This window comes from Leptospira interrogans, from assembly GCF_900156205.1.
Taxonomy (GTDB): domain Bacteria; phylum Spirochaetota; class Leptospiria; order Leptospirales; family Leptospiraceae; genus Leptospira; species Leptospira interrogans.
On record NZ_FTNA01000026.1, the window covers coordinates 25,429 to 45,146 of the forward strand.

13 protein-coding genes are annotated in these 19,718 nt (G+C 35.3%); 7 read left to right on the forward strand and 6 right to left on the reverse strand.

Annotated elements, in window-relative coordinates; all coding sequences use genetic code 11:
• The coding region (locus BW942_RS21630; protein WP_212566837.1) for a hypothetical protein at window positions 1-186 on the forward strand (186 nt) is incomplete at its 5' end.
• Window positions 187-199: 13 nt separating this feature from the next.
• Here the strand turns inward: BW942_RS21630 and BW942_RS16815 are convergent.
• A complete protein-coding gene (locus BW942_RS16815; RefSeq protein ID WP_000412102.1) occupies window positions 200-1,594 on the reverse strand; it encodes a glycine--tRNA ligase in 1,395 nt (464 codons plus the stop codon).
• 64 nt (window positions 1,595-1,658) lie between these two features.
• On the opposite strand from BW942_RS16815, the gene BW942_RS16820 reads away from it, so the two are divergent.
• From BW942_RS16820 to BW942_RS16835, 4 genes are read left to right on the forward strand one after another with little or no spacing between them, the layout of a single operon-like run.
• The gene (locus BW942_RS16820; protein WP_000457083.1) at window positions 1,659-3,383 is read left to right on the forward strand and encodes an energy transducer TonB; all 1,725 of its coding nucleotides are present in this window, start codon (window positions 1,659-1,661) and stop codon (window positions 3,381-3,383) included.
• Complete coding sequence (locus BW942_RS16825) at window positions 3,380-4,132, forward strand: PrsW family glutamic-type intramembrane protease (RefSeq protein ID WP_000007163.1); 753 nt, start codon at window positions 3,380-3,382, stop codon at window positions 4,130-4,132. Before BW942_RS16820 ends, BW942_RS16825 begins: the two co-directional genes overlap by 4 nt.
• Window positions 4,129-5,031, forward strand: a complete 903-nt coding sequence (locus BW942_RS16830; RefSeq protein ID WP_001270455.1) for a 50S ribosomal protein L11 methyltransferase — start codon at window positions 4,129-4,131, stop codon at window positions 5,029-5,031. The genes BW942_RS16825 and BW942_RS16830 overlap by 4 nt, the downstream gene beginning before the upstream one ends.
• A 4-nt stretch (window positions 5,032-5,035) precedes the next feature.
• A complete protein-coding gene (locus tag BW942_RS16835; RefSeq protein ID WP_000683574.1) occupies window positions 5,036-6,022 on the forward strand; it encodes an adenosine kinase in 987 nt (328 codons plus the stop codon).
• Window positions 6,023-7,108: 1,086 nt separating this feature from the next.
• Here BW942_RS16835 and BW942_RS16840 read toward each other — a convergent pair.
• The 4 genes from BW942_RS16840 to BW942_RS16860 form a co-directional block, all read right to left on the reverse strand.
• Entirely contained in the window at window positions 7,109-7,480 is a 372-nt protein-coding gene (locus BW942_RS16840; RefSeq protein ID WP_000749833.1) for a hypothetical protein, read from the reverse strand.
• Between the two features lie 616 nt (window positions 7,481-8,096).
• Window positions 8,097-8,675 (reverse strand): MXAN_6521/LA_1396 family lipoprotein, encoded by a 579-nt coding sequence (locus tag BW942_RS16850; protein ID WP_025176406.1) that lies wholly within the window; start codon window positions 8,673-8,675, stop codon window positions 8,097-8,099.
• A gap of 13 nt (window positions 8,676-8,688) precedes the next feature.
• Window positions 8,689-11,643, reverse strand: coding sequence for an efflux RND transporter permease subunit (locus tag BW942_RS16855; RefSeq protein ID WP_000808801.1), 2,955 nt, complete (start codon window positions 11,641-11,643; stop codon window positions 8,689-8,691).
• 6 nt (window positions 11,644-11,649) lie between these two features.
• Window positions 11,650-12,306: a hypothetical protein gene (locus BW942_RS16860; RefSeq protein ID WP_001087205.1), complete on the reverse strand. Its 657-nt coding sequence runs from the start codon at window positions 12,304-12,306 to the stop codon at window positions 11,650-11,652.
• A 2,079-nt stretch (window positions 12,307-14,385) separates the two neighbouring features.
• On the opposite strand from BW942_RS16860, the gene BW942_RS16865 reads away from it, so the two are divergent.
• On the forward strand, window positions 14,386-16,269 hold the full coding sequence (locus BW942_RS16865; protein WP_000534023.1) for a DUF1561 domain-containing protein: 1,884 nt from the start codon (window positions 14,386-14,388) through the stop codon (window positions 16,267-16,269).
• Between the two features lie 185 nt (window positions 16,270-16,454).
• On the opposite strand, the gene BW942_RS21865 is transcribed toward BW942_RS16865, so the two are convergent.
• Entirely contained in the window at window positions 16,455-16,574 is a 120-nt protein-coding gene (locus BW942_RS21865; protein WP_001974463.1) for a hypothetical protein, read from the reverse strand.
• Between the two features lie 679 nt (window positions 16,575-17,253).
• On the opposite strand from BW942_RS21865, the gene BW942_RS16875 reads away from it, so the two are divergent.
• The gene (locus BW942_RS16875) at window positions 17,254-19,179 is read left to right on the forward strand and encodes a DUF1561 domain-containing protein (protein WP_000528830.1); all 1,926 of its coding nucleotides are present in this window, start codon (window positions 17,254-17,256) and stop codon (window positions 19,177-19,179) included.
• The last annotated feature ends 539 nt before the right edge of the window (window positions 19,180-19,718 follow it).

Sequence of the window (19,718 nt, forward strand, 5' to 3'; positions counted from 1 at the left end):
GAACTTTGCAGTAGTTCCCACATTTCAAATAGAATCTTGAACTTTGCAGTAGTTCCTACATTTCAAAAGAGAATCTCGAACTTTACAGTAGTTCCTACATTTCAAAAGAGAATCTCGAACTTTACAGTAGTTCCTACATTTCAAAAGAGAATCTTAATTGTAAGACCTAATACAGAAAAATTGTAGGAGCTATTACAATTTATAGCCTTTCAAAAAGCCAGTTCTTAAGTTGATTTACGGCGATTCTTTCTTGAGACATGCTATCTCTTTCTCGAACCGTGACCGTATTATCCTTTAGAGTATCATAATCTACTGTAATACAAAAAGGAGTTCCGATTTCGTCTTGTCTACGATAACGTTTGCCTATGGCGCCTCCGTCGTCGTATTCAATATTTCCGAGTTTGGAAAGATCAGCAAAAATTTCTCTGGATTTTTCAGGAAGTCCATCCTTTTTCATTAGAGGAAAAACTGCAGCTTTTACCGGAGCGATTTTAGGAGAAAAACGAAGAACCGTTCTAGTTTCACCGTCAGGAAGTTTTTCTTCTTCGTAGGCGTCTGTAACAACTGCAAGAAAAAGTCTGTTTACACCTAACGCAGGTTCAACGACAAAAGGAACGTATTTTTTATTCTGAACTTGATCTTGGTATTTAAGATCTTCGCCTGAAAATTTTTGGTGCTGATTTAGATCGTAGTCGGTTCTAGATGCGATTCCCCAGAGTTCACCCCAACCGAAATTATATTTAAATTCAATGTCAGAGGTTCCTTCGCTGTAAAAAGATAATTCTTCTTTTTCGTGTTCTCTGACTCTTAGATTTTCTTTTTTGATTCCGACTTGTTCAGTAAGCCAATTCATACAATAATTTACCCAGTGAGAGAACCATTCTTTTTGGGTACCTGGTTCACAAAAGAATTCCATTTCCATTTGCTCAAATTCTCTGGTTCTAAATACGAACTGACGCGCCATAATTTCGTTACGAAATGACTTTCCGATTTGTGCGATTCCAAAAGGAATTTTTCTTCTAGTGGTGGAAACAACGTTCTTAAAATTCAAAAAGATACCTTGAGCAGTTTCGGGTCTAAGATAAATATCTAAAGAGTCTTCCGCACTAGCTCCATGAGAAGTTTTGAACATAAGATTGAAGTCTCGAGCTTCTGTAAATGTGCCTCTTTGTCCACAGTTCGGACAGGCAAAATTACTTTCTTTGATTACCTGATTCATCTTTTCAAGAGTAAGACCAGTTGCGAACCCTTCTCCCTTTTGATCTTCAAGGAACTTGTCCGCGCGGATTCGGGTCTTACAGTTTTTACAATCGATCAAAGGATCATTGAAATTGGAAACGTGACCGGACGCTTCCCAAACTTTCGGATTGAGAAGGATTGAGGAATCAAGACCTACTATGTCTTCTCGAAGATGTACGAAATATTTCCACCAAAGTTGTTTTAGATTTTGAAGAAGTTCGACTCCGTAAGGACCATAGTCAAAGGTATTGGAAAGTCCTCCGTAAATTTCGGAGCCTGGATAAACAAACCCTCTTCGTTTACAAACGGATACGATTTCCTTTAGTGAAGAATCGAGACTTTCTTTTTTTTCCATGAGCCCAGGATTCTGTTCGGGACTGCGGAATAAAGTATTTTAATTCTGAACCGTAAAGGATTTCTTGTTTGCCTGTGTTCCTCGTTTAGGTCCAATGGTTGATAGAGATCCGCTTCTAAGGAGATCTTGTCTGAAAAAGAAATTAGTCATCTTCGGCGTCAATTTTTTGTCTTGGAGTTCCCCTTTTCTGGGGTTGGGGATTTTTTTCCCTCTTGGTGTACTCTTTGCCTTTCCTAAAGGTAGAGAAGTCCGTTCCTCCGCTTTTGGTTCTTTGCTCTTTCAAATCGCCTGTTGGGTAGTTCTTTATCCATTGGAAGTTTCGGCGATTTTATTTCCTACCGTAGAGGCGTTTGTTCGTACCTTCGTTATGAATTTAAGAGAATGGCTGATCGGGTTTTACGTTCTTGTAGGATTTGTAATCTTAGTCTCTCATTCTTATTTTCTCAAAAAACAAAGAGAACGACTGTCGAAACGGAGTCTTAGTGTTTTGATTCCGGAAGAGAAGATAGAAAGAATTCATTATAAAATTTTAGTGCTTTTTGTTGCAGGGTATCTAACTTCTAAACTCGTATTTCAAGACTCTTATCGATTGGAATATGGACAGATCGGAATTTTAGAAGATAGTTTTCTCTATTTCTTTTCGGTTTTAATTGCTGGGGATACTCTTTTAAGTAGAGGAAAACAATTCTTCCTATTTAGAAGGCCTTGGAAACTTTTTGAAAAACAGACTCGGATCGCGCGTTATTCTGGCTTTCAAGGAAAATGGGGACTTCTGAAACAGAAAAATGCAAAGTTGAGGGATTGGATTTTTCCGGGCTGGGGGCATATTTACATCGGAAATCTTTGGAAAGGTTTTTCGATTTTATTTTTATATCTTCTTCTTTTATTATTTCTTGCTACTTCTTTTTTCTCTTGGCTTGAGCCTGCAGACGGAATTCGTTTTTTAATGTCGATGGGATTAAAACCAGGAATCCGGGATCAAACTTTTTTTAAGATCACTTCGAGTGTAATTCCGATCCTAATTTTTCTAGGGGGAATAGCAGTAGTTCATATCATTTCTAAGTTTTTACTCGGTAGGAGCTTTCGTTCGGAACCGGATGATCTCACTCCTAAAAGCACATTTATTAGTAATTTATCATATAGTATTTTACTTCATTTAATTCTAATATCTTTGATTTTGATCATACCGGTAACCCTTCAGAGAAAGAACAAACAAAAGGAATCGGAAAGACAAAGAACTCATTTTACTCCCGAGAATTTGGAATTCTATTTTATAGATCCTAATCTTCCAAACGAAGTGAAAGGTCTAAACGGAGGAGTTGTATCCGGAACCGAAACACCAACTCAGAAAGAAGGAGAAAAAGTTCCAGAAGATAAACCAGCGGAAGAAGGAAGGGTCAAGGGAAAAGTCAAACAGGTTCGAGGAAAAAAATTACCTGCCACTTATTCCAATTATATTTCCGCAAAGATGAGGGGACCCGAGTCTTTTATGGAATATTGGAGAAGGGCTCCTAAAAATTATTCTTCCGTAGTCGCTTATACTGTAACTCCGGATGGAGAAGTTGTGGATGTGGATCTTGTGGAAGCCTCGGATTATCCGGAACAAGACCAAATGACTTTGGAACTCATTGAAAGTCTTTCTCCTCTGATGCCTCCGCCAGGAACGAAGGGTTATGTTCGAGTCACCGAACTTTTTTGGAATGGAAGTATTGATCCGAATGCAATGCCAACTCCACTTCAAAAAGAACTGGTTACGATGTATGACGGGCGTTATATGGAGGAGTTATGAGTTTCGATGTTGCGTTACTCGGCTTTCTTTCTGTTCTTCCTTGGGGATTTTTTTTGATTTTACTTTTTCCCGGAAAAAATACTCCACAAAGAATTTTGCTCATTCTATTGGCGCTTTTTTTAGGTTACTTATCTACGGAGATCGTTTTAAAATTACATCCTATCTTTTGGCCGGACGTAAAAATTCCAAAAAGAAGTGGGCATATACTTACCCAGACGGCGCATATCGCGTTCATCCAAGCAGGGATGATGGAAGAATTTTGCAAAGGGATTTTGATCCTTGCGTCAGGATTACTTTTTGCATTTGATTGGAAGACTTATACGTTCAAAAAAGAAATGGTTTTAATCGGAGGATTTGTAGCCTTAGGATTTGCGGGAATTGAAAACGCCAATTATATTTTTTCCGCAAAAGAAGAGGATCGAATTTCTATGTTTGTAGGAAGAACGATACGATCTTCAAACGCGCACTTTCTAATCAATTTATGTTTTGCTTTGGTGTTTGTAAAATCCAATCAAAAGGAAACTAAAGAAAGACCTCTCGCGTTATTTTTGGCTTTTTTACTCGCCGTATCTCAACACGGGCTTTTCAACTTTTTTGTACTTCCTCAGTCTAGATTTGGGTCTTGGCTTTCTATGGCTCTTTTTGTTGGAATCTGGGTTTGGATCGTAAAAGATTTTCGTACTTTCATACTTGAAAATGAAAACTTAAATGACGCGCCGGTGGATGCGGAAATTCTGGACGAGTCTTGAGATATAGAGAAATCATATTAAGTATTCCTAAAGAGATTGCAGAAAATTTTACCTCTTTTTTGGATGAAGTAGGAGTTGTAGGATATTATGAAATCCTATTTGATAGGGAAGTTCCACGCGCTCCTGATGAAGAAATTATTTCAGACGATACTAAATTCCGAGTTTATCTCGCGGAAGAAGATAAAGAGAACGAGACCAAAATTCTAATTTTTTTAAAAGCGACCGCCGGAGAGTCTTTCTTTTTAGAATCCAGATGGATTGAAACGAAAGAATACGAAGAAGCTTATAAAGAATTTTATAAACCCTTTATCATAGGTTCTTATAGGGTGATTCCTACTTGGGAAAAAGATACTGCGTTAGGCACAACTCCGGAAGGAATTTTTCCGTTGCTTGTCAATCCTGGACTTGCATTTGGAACTGGACATCACGAGACCACACGTCTTGTTTTAGGTAGAATGGGGGATTTAAATCTTTCCGCTAAAAGGATCGCTGACGTGGGAACTGGTTCCGGGATTTTAAGCCTTGCCGCCGCAAAATCTGGAGCTTCCCTAATTTTAGCGATAGACGTGGATCCAAACAGTGTAAGGTCTGCTTCTTTCAATCGGGACGAAAACGAAATTTCTTCGGAAGTTTTGGTCGTGGAAGAGGGTGGTTTTGATCATAAAAAAATTCAAGAACAAACTTGGGATTTATTGATAGCCAATATCACGTTTGCAGTATTAAAAGCGAATATTCAGAAAATTGCATCTATTAAAACAGATCATTTTCTATTCAGCGGAGTGATCACCGAACGTAAGGAAGAATTTTTAGAACTTCTAAAAAACACCGTTGGTGGAGAAGGTGTTTTTTTTCGGGAAGATACCGGTTGGGAATTGATCGAATGGAAAAGAAAAGGATAAATCAATGAAACACTATGACGTATTTGGAGTTGGGAACGCGCTCGTGGATATTTTAGTCCCGACTGAAAACGTATTTATCAAACGTTTGGGATTTGAAAAAGGAATTATGACTTTGGTAGATTCCGAAAAACAAGCCGAAGTTTTAACCGCCCTGGAAGGAAGTAAAAAGGAACTTCGTTCCGGAGGAAGCGCGGCAAACACTATGATCGCTCTTGCAAATTCGGGAGGAACCGGAACTTATACTGGGAAGGTTTCTAAGGATACTTACGGAGAGTTTTATAAAAAGGACATGGAGAATGCTGGAATTCTTTTTGAAGTGGCCCCCGAAGATAAGGGGCATACCGGGACTTGTGTTGTATTGACTACACCGGACGCAGAAAGAACGATGCTTACTCATTTAGGAATTTCAATTACATTACAAAAATCAGATGTAGATTTGGAAAAACTAAAATCTTCTAGTATTTCTTATATCGAAGGTTATCTTTGGGATGGTCAAGGAACGAAAGAGGCTTCACTTTTAACCATGGAGGAATCCAAGAAAAATGGTGTAAAAGTAGCTTATACATATAGTGATCCGTTTTGTGTAAATCGTTCCAGAGAGGACTTTATTCGTTTAACAAAAGAATATTTTGATATCGTTTTTTGTAATACGGAAGAGGCGAAGGCTCTTTCTCAAAGAGAAGATAAGTTGGAAGCTCTTAAGTTTATTTCTGGCCTTTCTGCTCTTGTGTTTATGACTGATTCCGCAAACGGAGCTTACTTTGCAGAGAATGGAAAAATTTCTCACGTAGATGGGTTTCCAGTGAAACCGATCGATACAACGGGCGCGGGGGATTGTTTTGCGGCGGGTGTTCTTTATGGAATCACTCACGGTTTTAGCTTGGAGAAATCTACTCGTTGGGGAAACTACGTCGCTTCTAGGATTGTACAAGAAGTTGGTCCTAGACTAGGAATTAAATTGATGGGGCGCCAGGACGAAATTTTAAAGTAGTCTTTTAACTTGCCGTTTTTCTAATGTAATATGAGTGAATGGAGCTATGGTGGTTGATCGGGTTTTTAGCTCTAGTCAAGTTAATAGAGTTGTTGAAAAATTTTATAGTAGATATTAGTAAAACTGTTTCCAGTGTCCATTTCAATACAACGAAAATAGATAGAGAATTAATTTTTCAACAACTTTATTATTATTTTAACGTGAGTTCGGCTTAAGAAAATCTGGGCGAATCGCTCGCGAATTTCATAGCCAAGGCGGCTCGCGACCTAAAACGCGATCCGTAGAGAGCGTTTTACTGAGTTTCAAACGCTTTCGTAAAAAGCGTTTCATTGAGTTTCTTGAACTCAATGCTGCTTCTTGCTGTCGCAACATAATGTTTCAATTCCTAAATGCCGCCCCATAGGAAGGCATTTATGAGTTCTAACCGGAATTTCCAAACTCAATGCTGCTCTCTAAGGATCGCAGCATAATAATCGCTTTCGTATTGGTTACGTCGAACTCACGTTATTTTACATTTGTATATGCAATTTTTGTAATTTCCCTGATTTGACGCTAAAACGCAACTTACTACTTGAACGTATGAAAATAATATGATTCTTAAGCCTATTTCAAAACTTAAGATGCAGTATTTCACACAAAAAAGCCAACGATTTCAAGTTAGATATAATTTTTTGAGAATTTCTGCGTCTTTGTAAAATTACCATTCATTTTCTGATGCGTCCGAGTAGTCACATTGTGATCTCTATAAAGTAGTGTTGTTGGATTTGGAGAGCGTTTTGCTGAATTTTTCAAAATCTAAGAGTTCCTTTCTATTTTAAAAACCGCCAAAGCTTATAAAATGTAGAGAAACATATTCTGTGGGAACTCTCACATCTTCTTAGAAATTTGTCTTATCTTTATAGTATTTTTTGACAAAGGTAATTTCTTGGTTTTATAAAAATTGGTAGGGCGATAATTTTCAGAGATCTTTTATTAAATTGATTTTATTGAATATAATAAAATAATTATATTATTATGTATATCGATTGTGTTTTAAGATTTGACTTAAGTCTGTGGGTATATACGAAGAAAATTCAAAATCTGAATTTAATGACAGGGGTATCCTGCTTCCACTTTTACCAATCTTTCGTTTCGAAATCTAAAATAAAAACCGCAGTCAGGACGTCCTGAATGCGGACAACTCGGAATTACAGAAACTTGATATTGTATATTCTTCTTTTTTGAAGAACTACTTTTAGTACATTCGAGCGAATTATCTCGATTACATTTTTTAATAAACTCTGAAATGGCCATTCCTTTTGGGAAATCTTCTCTAAGTTTGAGTAAATTAGAATATTCGCAAGATTCAGTAATGTGATAATCATTTTTCAGCTCCATACTGGAGCAATATCCATACCAAATTAGGTTTGTGAGTATAAAACCGAAAAATAAAAAGATGTAGAAAGTGGATTTTTTCATTTAGATTTGTTCTTAAAAACGTGGATTTGGTAAGATGATTTTTGTTTTTTGGACCTAAAGTTAGTTCTATGCAAAAATGTTCTGTGGGAACTCATACCGAGTTGAATTACGAAAAGATGAGAATTTAAAAATTTGTAAAGATGAAATCTGTAGGAACTCCCACAAATCTGGTTGTAACAAGTTTGATTTTGAAAGTGTGGGAACTCCCACAAATTTGATTTGCAAGTTTAATTTTGAAATCTGTGGGAACTACTGCAAACCTGGTTGTAACAGTTCGATTTTGAAAGTGTGGGAACTACTGCAAATCGCGATTTTGCAGTTAAACTTTCCATATTTAAAATTTCCTGTCCAAGGGGTTTTGGTTCATTATATTTAAATATTTTGTTTTTTCAAGTGTTCCGACAAGAGTGAGATTTTTTACTTGCAAAAAGTATAATTTTCTGATGGAGAAAAATTTTCCGAACCTTACCGCCTCCACCCAAAAATAGGGAAAATTCAACACAACGCTCTCTATCTATGAATTACAGAGTAGGTCGACACCAAGAGATATCAGCGTGAAAATTGTTTCTCCATAAAAATTGTCGAACTTATGTTAAATAGATCGTTGCCTGAAAAATTATCTTGCTTCTACTTCTATTTTCTCGTCCTTTTCCTCTTCCGTTAAGATAGGACTATCTAATTTATCTAAAAGACTTTGAAGCAGAAAAAAATACGGGTTTACTTTTGAGGCGATTTCTTTTCCGTAAAGTTGTGTATAAGTGTTGATCAGGGATTGATTTTCTTCTGTATTTTTAGAATATGAATTTTCAGCTAACGCCTCCCATAGAACTTCACCTTTGGAACATTTCAACACTTTGCCGATAGCACTTAGTTCTACTTTATCGGAAGTTTGTTTTTCACGGATTTTTAATTGAAAAATTGCCTGAACTTTTTTATCGGAACTGCCGCAGATTCCATTTCCGGAGCGAAAGGGATATATGATAAATTCTTTATGATGAGAAAGATAATTTTCCGTGATTTTTGCGGCTAATTGTTTTTCCGGATTGCCCACCTCACTTTCCGAAGGAACGGATACTACTATACGTTTGAACGTGTTTAGGTCTTTTTCCCAAGTTGGACCTGTTTTTACGTATTTAACGGTACAATTCATAGTTATAAAGATGATAGAAAAAAATAGTAAAGAATATTTTAATATTCTAATGTAGCCCTTATTTCTTTTTTTGGATGGATTTTTTAGAGACGGTCGTTTTTTTCTTAACAGATTTCTTTTTGGAGGTAGCTGTTTTAGAATTTTCAATCGTTTCCGTTTTTAAGTTTTCCGCTGTTTTTGTTTTAGACGCAAAAAGTAAGTTGCCGGAAGAATTTGCTTCTGCTTGATCAAAACCTACAGGTTTAGATTCTTTTTCCTCTTCTTTTCTAGAACGATATACGATTTCAAGAACTGCTGGAACTAAAGTAAGTGCTATGATCAAGGACGAACCAATTCCGATACTCGCCACGATTCCGATTGATTTAAGTCCTTTTTGATCTGCGATTAAAAGAGAACTCCAACCTACAAGAGTAGTTAACGTAGACGCAATGATGGCAGGACCGACCATTGCCATGGCACGAATCACGTCATGGTCTTCTCTAAACCTGTAGTAAATATAAATTCCATTCTGGATTCCGTAACCTATAATTACAGGAAATACTAATACGTTCATAAAGTTTAGTTGGATTCTAAACGCAGCCATAATTCCTAAAGTTACGAAAATGCCAAGGACCAGAGGAATCAAAGAAATTAAAGCAGGAACGATTCCTCTAAAGAACAAAATCAAGACAATGACTACAAGAACTAAGGTGCTAAGAAATGCAATCACACCTTCCCTTTGAACAATCTTGATAAGATTTGCAAAGAGAATTAAACTTCCCGCAGTATTAGAAATATATTTATGAGATCTTGCTTGTTCTAAACTGGAAAAAGGTCTGGTTTCTAAAATGAAAGAAATCGTAGCATCTAAAAGTCCCAGATTTTTAAATTGAGAAGTAGAATACGTATTTAAACTATTTACAATCAAACGTTTTTCGTTTTGGGTCCACTTATCTCGGGTAGGATTTACGGCCGTATGTCCGTTTGAATCGTAGAGTAGAGTATTTAATACCCTTCTAGATAGTTTAGGATAATGTAATTCTCCTACTGCGTCAAAAAACTTGAGAAGTTTTTGTCCGTGCCAAAGAGCTACTTTAGGATAAATGAATACAAGATGTCCTTTTTCCTTAGAACCTTTTACTTCTGTAAATTGAGAACTAAAATAAATTGGAACTTCAGAAAGAGAATATTCTTTTACATTTAGATATTTTTTTACTACAGGAAGATATTTTCTTTGTTCCGGTTTTAGAAAACTGGCTTTGACAGGTTTCATATCCGATTGAAGTTGTTTTAAAATTTTTAGATTTGCTCTTTGTTGTCCTTTTGGAGGAACAAAATTCCAAAGAGAAACCACCTGATCCACGGAACCCGCGATTTCGTCGGGAACGGGAGTCATATAATCGAAAACGGCTTCCGATTCTTCTAAAGTATCTACTACGATTACTTGCGGATCTGAACTAATATCGAATCTATCTCCAATTTCATCGTATAAATTGACCGAATCCAGATTGTCTACAATTAGATCTCTTCCATTATAATTGAACTGAATTCCGGGGCTGAAATTAAAAAATGAAATCATCAAAACGACTATAATGACGACTAACGTTAAAAGCCCCGGCTTTTTGTAAAAGCGGTAGAGAAAAGGAGAAGTGGATTGTTCTTTAACCGAAAGAAGAAACTTACTTTTGATAGAAGGAAACAAACGAAAAAGGAGTGTAATTTGAAGAGCGGTTACTCCATACATCGAAATTGCTATGATTAAAATTCCATATGTAGCAATAATTCCGAACTCACTAAAACCTCTGAATTCGGAAAACGCAAGTACTACAAACGCGGAAGTAGTTGTCAGAGCCGAGATAAAAGATGCGATTCCAGTATGATAGATTGTGTCTTTGATAGAACGAAGAGTATTTTGTTCTCTGGTAAATTCTTCTCGGAAACGATATAAAAACTGAATTCCGTAGTCGATTCCAAGACCCATTAAAATGGACGCGATGATACTGGTTACAGAATTGAGCTGACCGATTACGATCGTGGTGAGTCCAAAAGAGAATAAAATTCCGGAAAGAAGAGAAATGAGAAGTATGAGAATAAAAAGTGGATTTCTAAAAAAGAAAAGTAAAAGTAAGGCGATTCCGATAAAGGAAGTGATTGCGATTGGTTTTAGCGCCGCCATCAGAGTTTCGTAGTCGTCTAAATGAAGTCTATACGTTCCAGTATAGCCGACTTGAATTCCATTTTTATCTAAACCAAGATCGGCTACGATTTCCTTGATTTTTTTGTCTAACGCTATGTTAAATTCTATATTGGTAAAAGAACCGGCGGGTTTTATCAAAAAGATTAACATCCCTTTATCCGGAGAAATATTATATTCGTCGAATATATCTCTTTTTGCAAGTTTTTGATACTTGGAAAGAATGTCGTTAAAATCCGGATTGTATTCTTCGTTCGAAAGTTTGATAAAAAACGGATTGGCCCTTTCTACTTCTTCGTCGATTTTTCTTTTGACTCGTTTTCTTACTTCGATTAAGTCTTCAGTTTTTAGAAATAAAGGAAGTCTGTCCTGTAAAAAAGATACGTTGTAACGATAAGAAATATATTGAACAAATTTTTTCTCTTTCAAAAGTCTTTCATTCAAAATATCCGAAGCCTTTTTGATCGCATTTTCTCTTTCTTTGTAATAAGAAACGTTTTGTTGTTTTATCTTTTCAGCTTCTTTCAGTTCTTTTTCAGCGATCTCTGGTTGTCCTTTTTTTCTTGCGACAAAGGCTTTGACTAAATGATCCGTCATTCCCTTTTCGTCTTTAAATTTGATACTGAGGATGTAAAAACCGTTTCCTCCGATCATCTCGATTACTTTTTGGGTTTTGACTACAGAAGGATTATTTTTTGGAAGAAGATCTAAGTTGTTACTATTGACTGTAAGTTTAGAAGCTTGCCAAAAAGAAAGAAGAAGTAAAACAAAAAGTATGCTACAAGAACGAATCGGATTGAGTAAAATTGAATCTGTGATTCTGGAAAGGAATTGTTTCATTTCGGTTTAATTTTTTGCTTCTTTTTTAATAAGAGCGATGGTTTGTTTGACTCCGTTCTTTTTAATAGAAGGATCTATCGATTTGACTCGGTTTGTTTCGGAAGCGTATTTGCCTTCGTTTAAGAAGTCTGTGACATACCAGCTTCCTTCTATCTTCATTAGTATCCAAGAAAATGTAATTCTTTCCGAGCCGTTCCAAATGATAGAAGAAGCAAGAGTCGCGTTATCTCCTTTTAAAATCGGTTTCTCGTAGTTGATGTCTATTTTGTCGAAGTATTTATGAGCGATTGGAAAACTTCTATGAATGATAAACTCACTGATTGCTTCTTCGAATTCCTTGCGGTCAGATTCTCCGATTTTACCCGAAGATTTTAAGAGTTGATTGCTGAATTGTTTTACGTGTATGAGAGCGATCGCTTTGTCGTTTTTTTTATAACGAATAAAACCGATGAGCTTTTTTACGGTAGAAACGATTTGTTCTTCATCAGAAGGAGCGGTTTCGGTTGTCGCAGGAACGTTCCCTGTTTCGGGCGAAGTAGAATTTTCCGTCGAAGTTTGTGCAATTAAGGAAGGGATTAGTAAGGATAAAACGAAAAGAATAAAGATTATTTTTTTCACAATTGGTGCCTTTATAGATTGAAGTTTGTGTCTTAAGGAATTCATACAATCTTTCGGATCAGTAAGAGGAAGTCAACGGAATAAAATTCCTCAAAGTAAAAGAGTAGTTTTTCTTTTGGCGTGATAAGATCCGTCTATTTCAATTTAAGTTAGGAGTCATCTTTGTAAGTCTTTCTAAAAATGTAGATTTAAATTCTAGGATAGTATCGTTTTTTACTTATTTGTTTTTTGGAACCTTTATCAATGAATTTTGAATTTGATTTTATACGATGGTTTATCCGTTTTGATTTTATAAAATTTACTTTTTTTAAAAGTAGAATGAGTGGTTGTTGTCTTTCGAACCGTAACGATAAATTGAAGTTATACTAAGTGAAGTGCGCCTACTATCTTGATTCGTTGCTATATAATAGTATCTATGGGCTTAAAAATATCTTGGAATAATCGTCTTTGAATTCCAAACAAAAAGTGTAGTTCCCACAATTTTTAAAGTTTAACTGGTAAACCCAAGATTTGTGAGAGTTTCCACATCTATTTTTTTAAGAAAAGCTGACTTAAGATAAAACATTTCTTACATCGAATCTACGTTAAGCTTCTCAAAAATACTTTATTTTTACTTAAAATGCCAGCTTCAATCATTCTAAAATATTTTTGAAATAGCTTCTACTCATCTCCATCCAATTGAATATTCAGATGTTTATTAGAATTGTTAAAAAATTCCATAGTGGGGTTTAGCAAAACTGCTTCAATCGGCCGTTTTCATAAAATAGAAATAAAATAGGGTATTCATTTTTTAACAACTCTATGATTGAAGTGTAAACTATTGGATTGGTTTTTTATTTTATAGTTATAAGTAATATTCTTTCGGTGTATTTCTGTGTGAGTTTCCGCATTTTCAGGTTTTGAGATATACTCTATAGTTTAGTAAAATCCAGCATTCATTTTTATACATCTTTGTGTAGAGTTATTTCTTTTTAAAGAAAGAATTAAATGTTTTGTATTTTCCTTTTGAAAGATATTTAAATTTGTATAAAAAATAAATTTAGTATATTTAAATATATTACTATTTTTAAATATTTATATGAACTATTTCTGGCTTTTGTGGAAGTGTATGTTCCGTTTAGTCGATTTAATTGTCTCTGGTTTTTGTCAAAAACTGCCATCCTAATATTAAAAGATTGGATATTCATTTGTTTAAATATAAGTAATACGACGATTGTGTGTAAAAGTCTGATTCTATTAATCTCTATAAATTGAGCGCTTTTGATTTTAGACAAAATGGTGCTTTTTGGGTTTGAGGGCCGTTTAATGTGGAAGTTGTTGCGAAAATTGAACTACATTTAAGCTGCTTGAAAATTCGTAAGTTGCCAAAGAGCCTGTTTTGTGGAAATTATTCCGTAATATTATAAATTACTAAATAATGGTCGTATGGGATTTTTTGAGATTTTTGGGCGGGCTCTTATTTTAAAACAAAATACTTGTTATATAACTTTCAATAAGATGATTCTTTTTATTGTTCTATTGAAAGATTCAGATTTGAACGAATTGGTTCTGAAGCCTCTATAAAGTTCAAAAAAGGATGATTGTTTAGCCAAGTTTTCACATGGAGTCTTGTTTTGTGATTTCTATCAAATCAATAACTCTAATTTATAAAGACTTACTTTTAGTATTGCTCTACTTGGGTAATTGATTTTTGTATATAATAGATTACTAAAGTTCCAATGTATATTTATGGAAATTTATATCGAATTAATTTTTTTATTTGATGTCTATCTGGTTGTACATAACGTTTGCATAGTTAATAATTATTAATTTATTATTATTAGAATATTCTAAATAATAGAAAATTTATTATTAATAACCAAAAAACAATAAAATATAAAAAGTGACGTTGTGTGTCTTCTGTTTAATTAAGGAGATCCGACTGCTACTTGAACTATAGAATAGAGTGATAGAGTTTTATCTCTGGAGGGAGGTTCTTCTTAAAATTTATTCTATAGAGATTGGTAGAGTAATACGTATTCAATAACTAGTTCGAACAGAATTTGTTAGGAATATCGCGTTTGTCCTAATGTGTTTATAGTTGCATACAACGTCTCAATTTTTCAAAAGAATGGAGGATATAAAATGGGTCGTTGGATCGTCCTAAGGGTATCTTTGTTAGTCTTGATTGGAATTGGTTTCGAATATGGAATTAACCATACATCAATAAATGCTTCATCAAAGAGTGATTACTCGATAGCTCAGAAACCTGCAGATCAACCAAAAGATAAGTCAATTCAAGTTGTTATGCATGGCGGAAGTAATTATTGTTACTCTCCTGTCTTTACTAAAGGTGAAGGTTATATTTGGATTGACTATTGTAGTGATAATACTGCTAAAGCAAGATACGATGTGTTTCAAAGAATTTCGTATAACATCAATAATACGTGGTTATGTATTACTGCTCCGGAGACAGTAGTTAAAGGGGAAGAAACCTGGAACTATGTAAACCTCAGGCCTTGTACTATCAATGATCCTCTGCAAAGATGGATCGTAAAAGATAATTCCTTTTGGACTGCAAATGGACGTTATCGTTTAAAAGATACAAATTGGTATGGTTATATTTCTAGAAATTCTGGTGATAGATACGACCATACCTTAAATTCTTCCATGGACGATTGGATTAAAACAGTAGCTATTCCCGGTAACATCAGCATTCAAACTTCTATCGCTTGGGATTTGCAAACTACTGAGGGAAATGAACGTTATTTTATTCGCTGGGGAAGTTCGAATAAAAATACAACTCCTCTGTACTACAATCCTGAAAGTGGACATATTGCACAGTATGATCCTTCAAGTGGTCTTCTTAATTGTATGTATTCTAAGATGACAGATAAATATGATTGGAATTGGGTTAAATGGGGAAAATGTAGTGATGCACCTATTAAAAAAGATAATCCAGCTTTTTGGAATGTATTTTTTGAAACCGACAAAGAAGGGGCGATCACAGACTACAAAGGTAATGTGCTGAGAGTTACCAGATATGGACTCAATTGGGGGGTTGCCTATACAGTCAAACCTTCTTATTTAGAAAAGGACACTACTCATAGTCCCACTTCTTTGTTTGTTATTGATAAAGATTTACTGGATTGGACACGTTATACGTATTCTAATCTTGGTAAAACAGATCAGTATTGTCCAGCTGGTAATAAAGAAAGTCTTGTACGGAAACGAGTCAAAAGGAACTTGAACTTACCTTCTGACTTTCAATTAACCAGGGAGTGGATTCAAAGGCTTTATGAGATAGCTAGATCGAGTATATCTCGTGCTATTCCATGCCGTGGGGTATGCGGTGTTTGTATGCTTCATAGTTACCAAATGATAGCAGAGTTATTAGAATATCATTCTCGAGGACCTCTTACAGGCGGAGGATATTTCTTTGATACTGCTCCTAATAGAGATCCTTTTATTTCGTTTAATCAACGTTATCCGCAATTGAATGCATTGCTTACAAATGTACCTAGTTACGCTAATAGGCCCGGATTCGGATCTACTCTGGTTATGTTGCCTCAGTATGAGTGGACGTCTTCTGACACAATCACTACTCGGTCTGGTAGATTATTACATGCTAGATCTCTTATCAATTCTCCTCCTGGAAGCATTTGGTTGGGATTATTGAGGGGAAGAGATGCGGACGGATCTACTTGGGGGCACGCCGTTCCCATTCTGAGAACTTCTCAAGGAATAGTGGTAATTCCAACAAATTCGCCTACGATGTCGTTGAATACCTACATTCGATCTTTAGCGCCTACTATGGATCCGAACGAGGTAATCAATAGATTAGAAAATGGAAGTACTCTGACGGAACTTACAACCATACAGCCGGTAAGGATTTACGATATTCCTTTTAGTCTCACTGTTTCTACTAGGGATTGTACTGGAGATGGGGATGGTAGAAGGGGTTCAGGAAGATATCCAACTAGTTCATTGATAAATCAGTGTTCGGGAGGTAGATGTATTTTGCAGTAAGTCAGTAAAGGAAGAAAAACAATCTTTCTGGATGTCTTAACAAAAAGAGTTGTTGGCGTAGATTACAATTTTATGAATATAAATCTACGTCAACGCTGCAAAAAATCTTTTTCACAAGTAAACTTTTATAAATAGAGTTGTTGAAAAAATTCATATTTACAAACGGTTTTATCCATTTGTTTTAATCAAAAAAACAAAATAAAATTAATTTTAATCAACTCTATTGAATTATTTGAATAACTATTATATTCAAAAAGTAAATACACGTTAGTTTTGTTTTTAGATTTGAGAAGAATTTGAAACAATAGATCTGTTTGTTTGAGTTTTTCTGAAGTAAAACTGGATTTGGAAGTTCTAAATTTTCTAAATTAATAATTGGTGCGGTAGTGTACTTTTAAAAAATATGTCTGCTTCTTTTTTTTATTCTGAAAAGTTGCTCGAATCAATTGATCGTAGTGAATTGTTGAATCAAATTTCTGTATGAAATCTCTGCTTTGTGATCTAACAACTCTAATTTATAAAGACTTACTTTTAGTATTTTTTTCTTTAATTCACTGCTTGAGTAATTGAATTTTGTATATAAAAGATTACTAAAGTTCTAATGTGTTTCTATTAAACTTATGTCGAATTAATTTTTTATTTGATGTTTAATTAAGCAAGCATAACGTGTCCTTAAAAATAGTTTTTAATTTCTTTTTATTAGAATATTCTAAATAATAGAAGATTTCTTATTAAAAATCCTAAAAGAATGATAAAAGCTAAAAATGACGTCGCATGCTTCTATTCAATTGAGACGATCATCCGGCCCTACTTAGGGCTATAGAGTTTTATCTCTAAAGTTAGGCTCGTCTTTAAATTGATTCTGTGAAGATGACACGTGCAGAATAACTAGTTCGAACAGAATTTGTTAAGAATGTCGTGTTTGTCCTATATGTTTTATGGTTGTGTGACGACGTCTTAATTTTCGAAAGAATGGAGACAAAAATGGGTAATTGGAAAAATCTCGTAGTAGTTTTGTTAGTTTCGATTGGGGTTGGATTCGGGTATCATACACTTATCCACGCTTCTTCATCAAAAGCTAATTATTCGATCGCTCAAAAACCCACTGATCCTCCAAAAGATAAACCTATTAACATCGTTACGCATGATGGGAAAACGTATTGTTATTCTCCTGTCTTTAGTAAAGGTGAAGGTTATGTTTGGATTGAAAAGTGTGGGGATAATACTGCTAAAGCAAGATACGATGTGTTTCAAAGAATTTCGTATAACATCAATAATACATGGTTATGTATTACTGCTCCGGAGCCGGTAGTTAAAGGAAATGCAAGGTGGGGTTATGTGAATCTTAGACCTTGTACTATCAATGATCCTCTACAAAGATGGATCGTAAAAGAAAATTCCTTTTGGACTGCTGACGGAAAGTATCGTTTAAAAGATACAAATTGGTACGGTTATATTTCTAAAACCTCTGGAGATAACTACAATCATACATTAAATTCTTCGATGGATAATTGGGTTAAAACAGTGGCTACCCCTGGAAATATCAGTATTCGGACTTCCATTTCTTGGAATTCAGGTTGGGGAGATGGAATTTGGGATATCAATATGGCACCTAGCGCCTACTTTATTCATTCCAAAGGTTCCAGTAAAGAAGATATTATACCTTTGTACTACAATCCTGAAAGTGGACATATTGCACAGTATGATCCTTCAAGTGGTCTTCTCAGTTGTATGTATTCTAAGATGACAGATAAATATGATTGGAATTGGGTTCAATGGGGAAAATGTAGTGACGCACCTATTAAAAAAGAGAATCCAGCTTTTTGGAACGTTTATTTTGTAGCAAATGCAGGAGGGATGATTACAGATTATAAAGGAAATATTTTGAGAGTTACCAAGGAGGGACCCAATTGGGGCGTTGCCTATACTGCTAAACCTTCTTATTTAGAAAAGGATACTACTCATAGCCCTACTTCTGTGTTTACTGTCGATGTAGATTTACTGAAATGGATACGTTATACTACTAGTAATCTTGGAAAGACGGATCAATATTGTCCAGCTGGCAAGAAAGAAAGTCGTATATATCAAAGAGTAAAAAGGAACTTACCGTCTGATTTTCAATTGAGTGTTGCTTGGGTTCAAAGACTTTATGATATAGCGAGATCAGCCACATTTGAATCTGCGAACCCCGGTGCGATTCCGCAGAGACATGGAGCATGTGGTGTTTGTTTGCTTCATAGTTTTCAAATGATAGCAGAATTAATGGAGTATCATTCTAGAGAGCCTCTTACGAGTGGAGGATATTTTTTCAATACAGCTTCTAATAGGGATCCCTTTCTTTCGTTTAGCCAACGTTATCCGGAATTGGACAGATTGGTGACAAATGTACCTGTCGATTACGCTAACAGAGGTAGAGTGCTCGCATTTGCATCTGCTATGATTATGTTACCTCAGTATGAATGGGAGTCCTCTTCTCCGCTTACTACTCGGTCTGATATACAATCTCACATTAGATCGCTTATCAATTCTCCTCCTGGAAGCATTTGGTTGGGATTATTAAGAAGGCAACGTGCAAACGGATCTATTTCGGGGCATGCCGTTCCTATTTTGAGAACTTCTGAAGGGTTAGTAGTAATTCCAACAAATATGCCTACGGCATCGTTGAATACCTATATTCAATCTTTAGCACCTACTATGGATCCAAACGAGGTAATCAATAGGTTAGAAAATGGAAGGACTTTGACAACACTTACAACCATACGGCCGGTAGGTACTTATGAAACTCCTTTTAGTCTCACGGTTTCAAGTAGGGATTGTACTGGAGATGGGGATGACAGAAGAGGTTCAGGAAGATATCCAATCAGTTCATTGATAAACCAATGTTCGGGAGGTAGATGTATTCTGCAGTAAGCCAATGATGAATGGAGAAGAACAAATTCTCTGTATGTCATAACAAAAGAACCGTTGACGTAGATAATCATTTTATAAATAAAAAATCTGCGTCAACGCTACAAAAAAATCTTTTTTGCAAATAAACTTTTTATAAGAACCTGTCCCAAAAGAAAGTGAGACGCTGCGTTTTTGAACGCGCCCTATCTTGCGACCCGTCGAGCGCGAGATTTGAGTTTAGAAAGCGTTCTGTTGAGTTATTGCAGCTTAGTCTTTCTGATAAAGTATAATTAGAACATGTCCCAAAACCTAAACACCGACCCTTAGGAAGGTGTTTGCTGAGTTTCACAAAATGTGGGAACTCTCACAAAAATTTAATAATATTAGAATTACTTGAAAGTTCACAAATTATCAAATGTGACGGTTTTTGTAAAAACTACTGTATTAAAAATTTCTAAAGAATTATCGTGCAAATTCTTTGAGGTTTTGGGACACGCTGTACCCGGACGCATGAAAATAATACCAAGTTATTAACGGCTGAATTTACGAAAAAAATAGTG

Excerpts from the sequence above, each read along its gene's own strand:
- BW942_RS16860 (WP_001087205.1), bottom strand. The coding sequence starts at position 12,306 with ATGAATTCCTTAAGACACAAACTTCAATCTATAAAGGCACCAATTGTG.
- BW942_RS16825 (WP_000007163.1), top strand. The coding sequence starts at position 3,380 with ATGAGTTTCGATGTTGCGTTACTCGGCTTTCTTTCTGTTCTTCCTTGG.
- BW942_RS16815 (WP_000412102.1), bottom strand. The coding sequence starts at position 1,594 with ATGGAAAAAAAAGAAAGTCTCGATTCTTCACTAAAGGAAATCGTATCC.
- BW942_RS16855 (WP_000808801.1), bottom strand. The coding sequence starts at position 11,643 with ATGAAACAATTCCTTTCCAGAATCACAGATTCAATTTTACTCAATCCG.
- BW942_RS16865 (WP_000534023.1), top strand. The coding sequence starts at position 14,386 with ATGGGTCGTTGGATCGTCCTAAGGGTATCTTTGTTAGTCTTGATTGGA.
- BW942_RS16840 (WP_000749833.1), bottom strand. The coding sequence starts at position 7,480 with ATGAAAAAATCCACTTTCTACATCTTTTTATTTTTCGGTTTTATACTC.
- BW942_RS16835 (WP_000683574.1), top strand. The coding sequence starts at position 5,036 with ATGAAACACTATGACGTATTTGGAGTTGGGAACGCGCTCGTGGATATT.
- BW942_RS16875 (WP_000528830.1), top strand. The coding sequence starts at position 17,254 with ATGGGTAATTGGAAAAATCTCGTAGTAGTTTTGTTAGTTTCGATTGGG.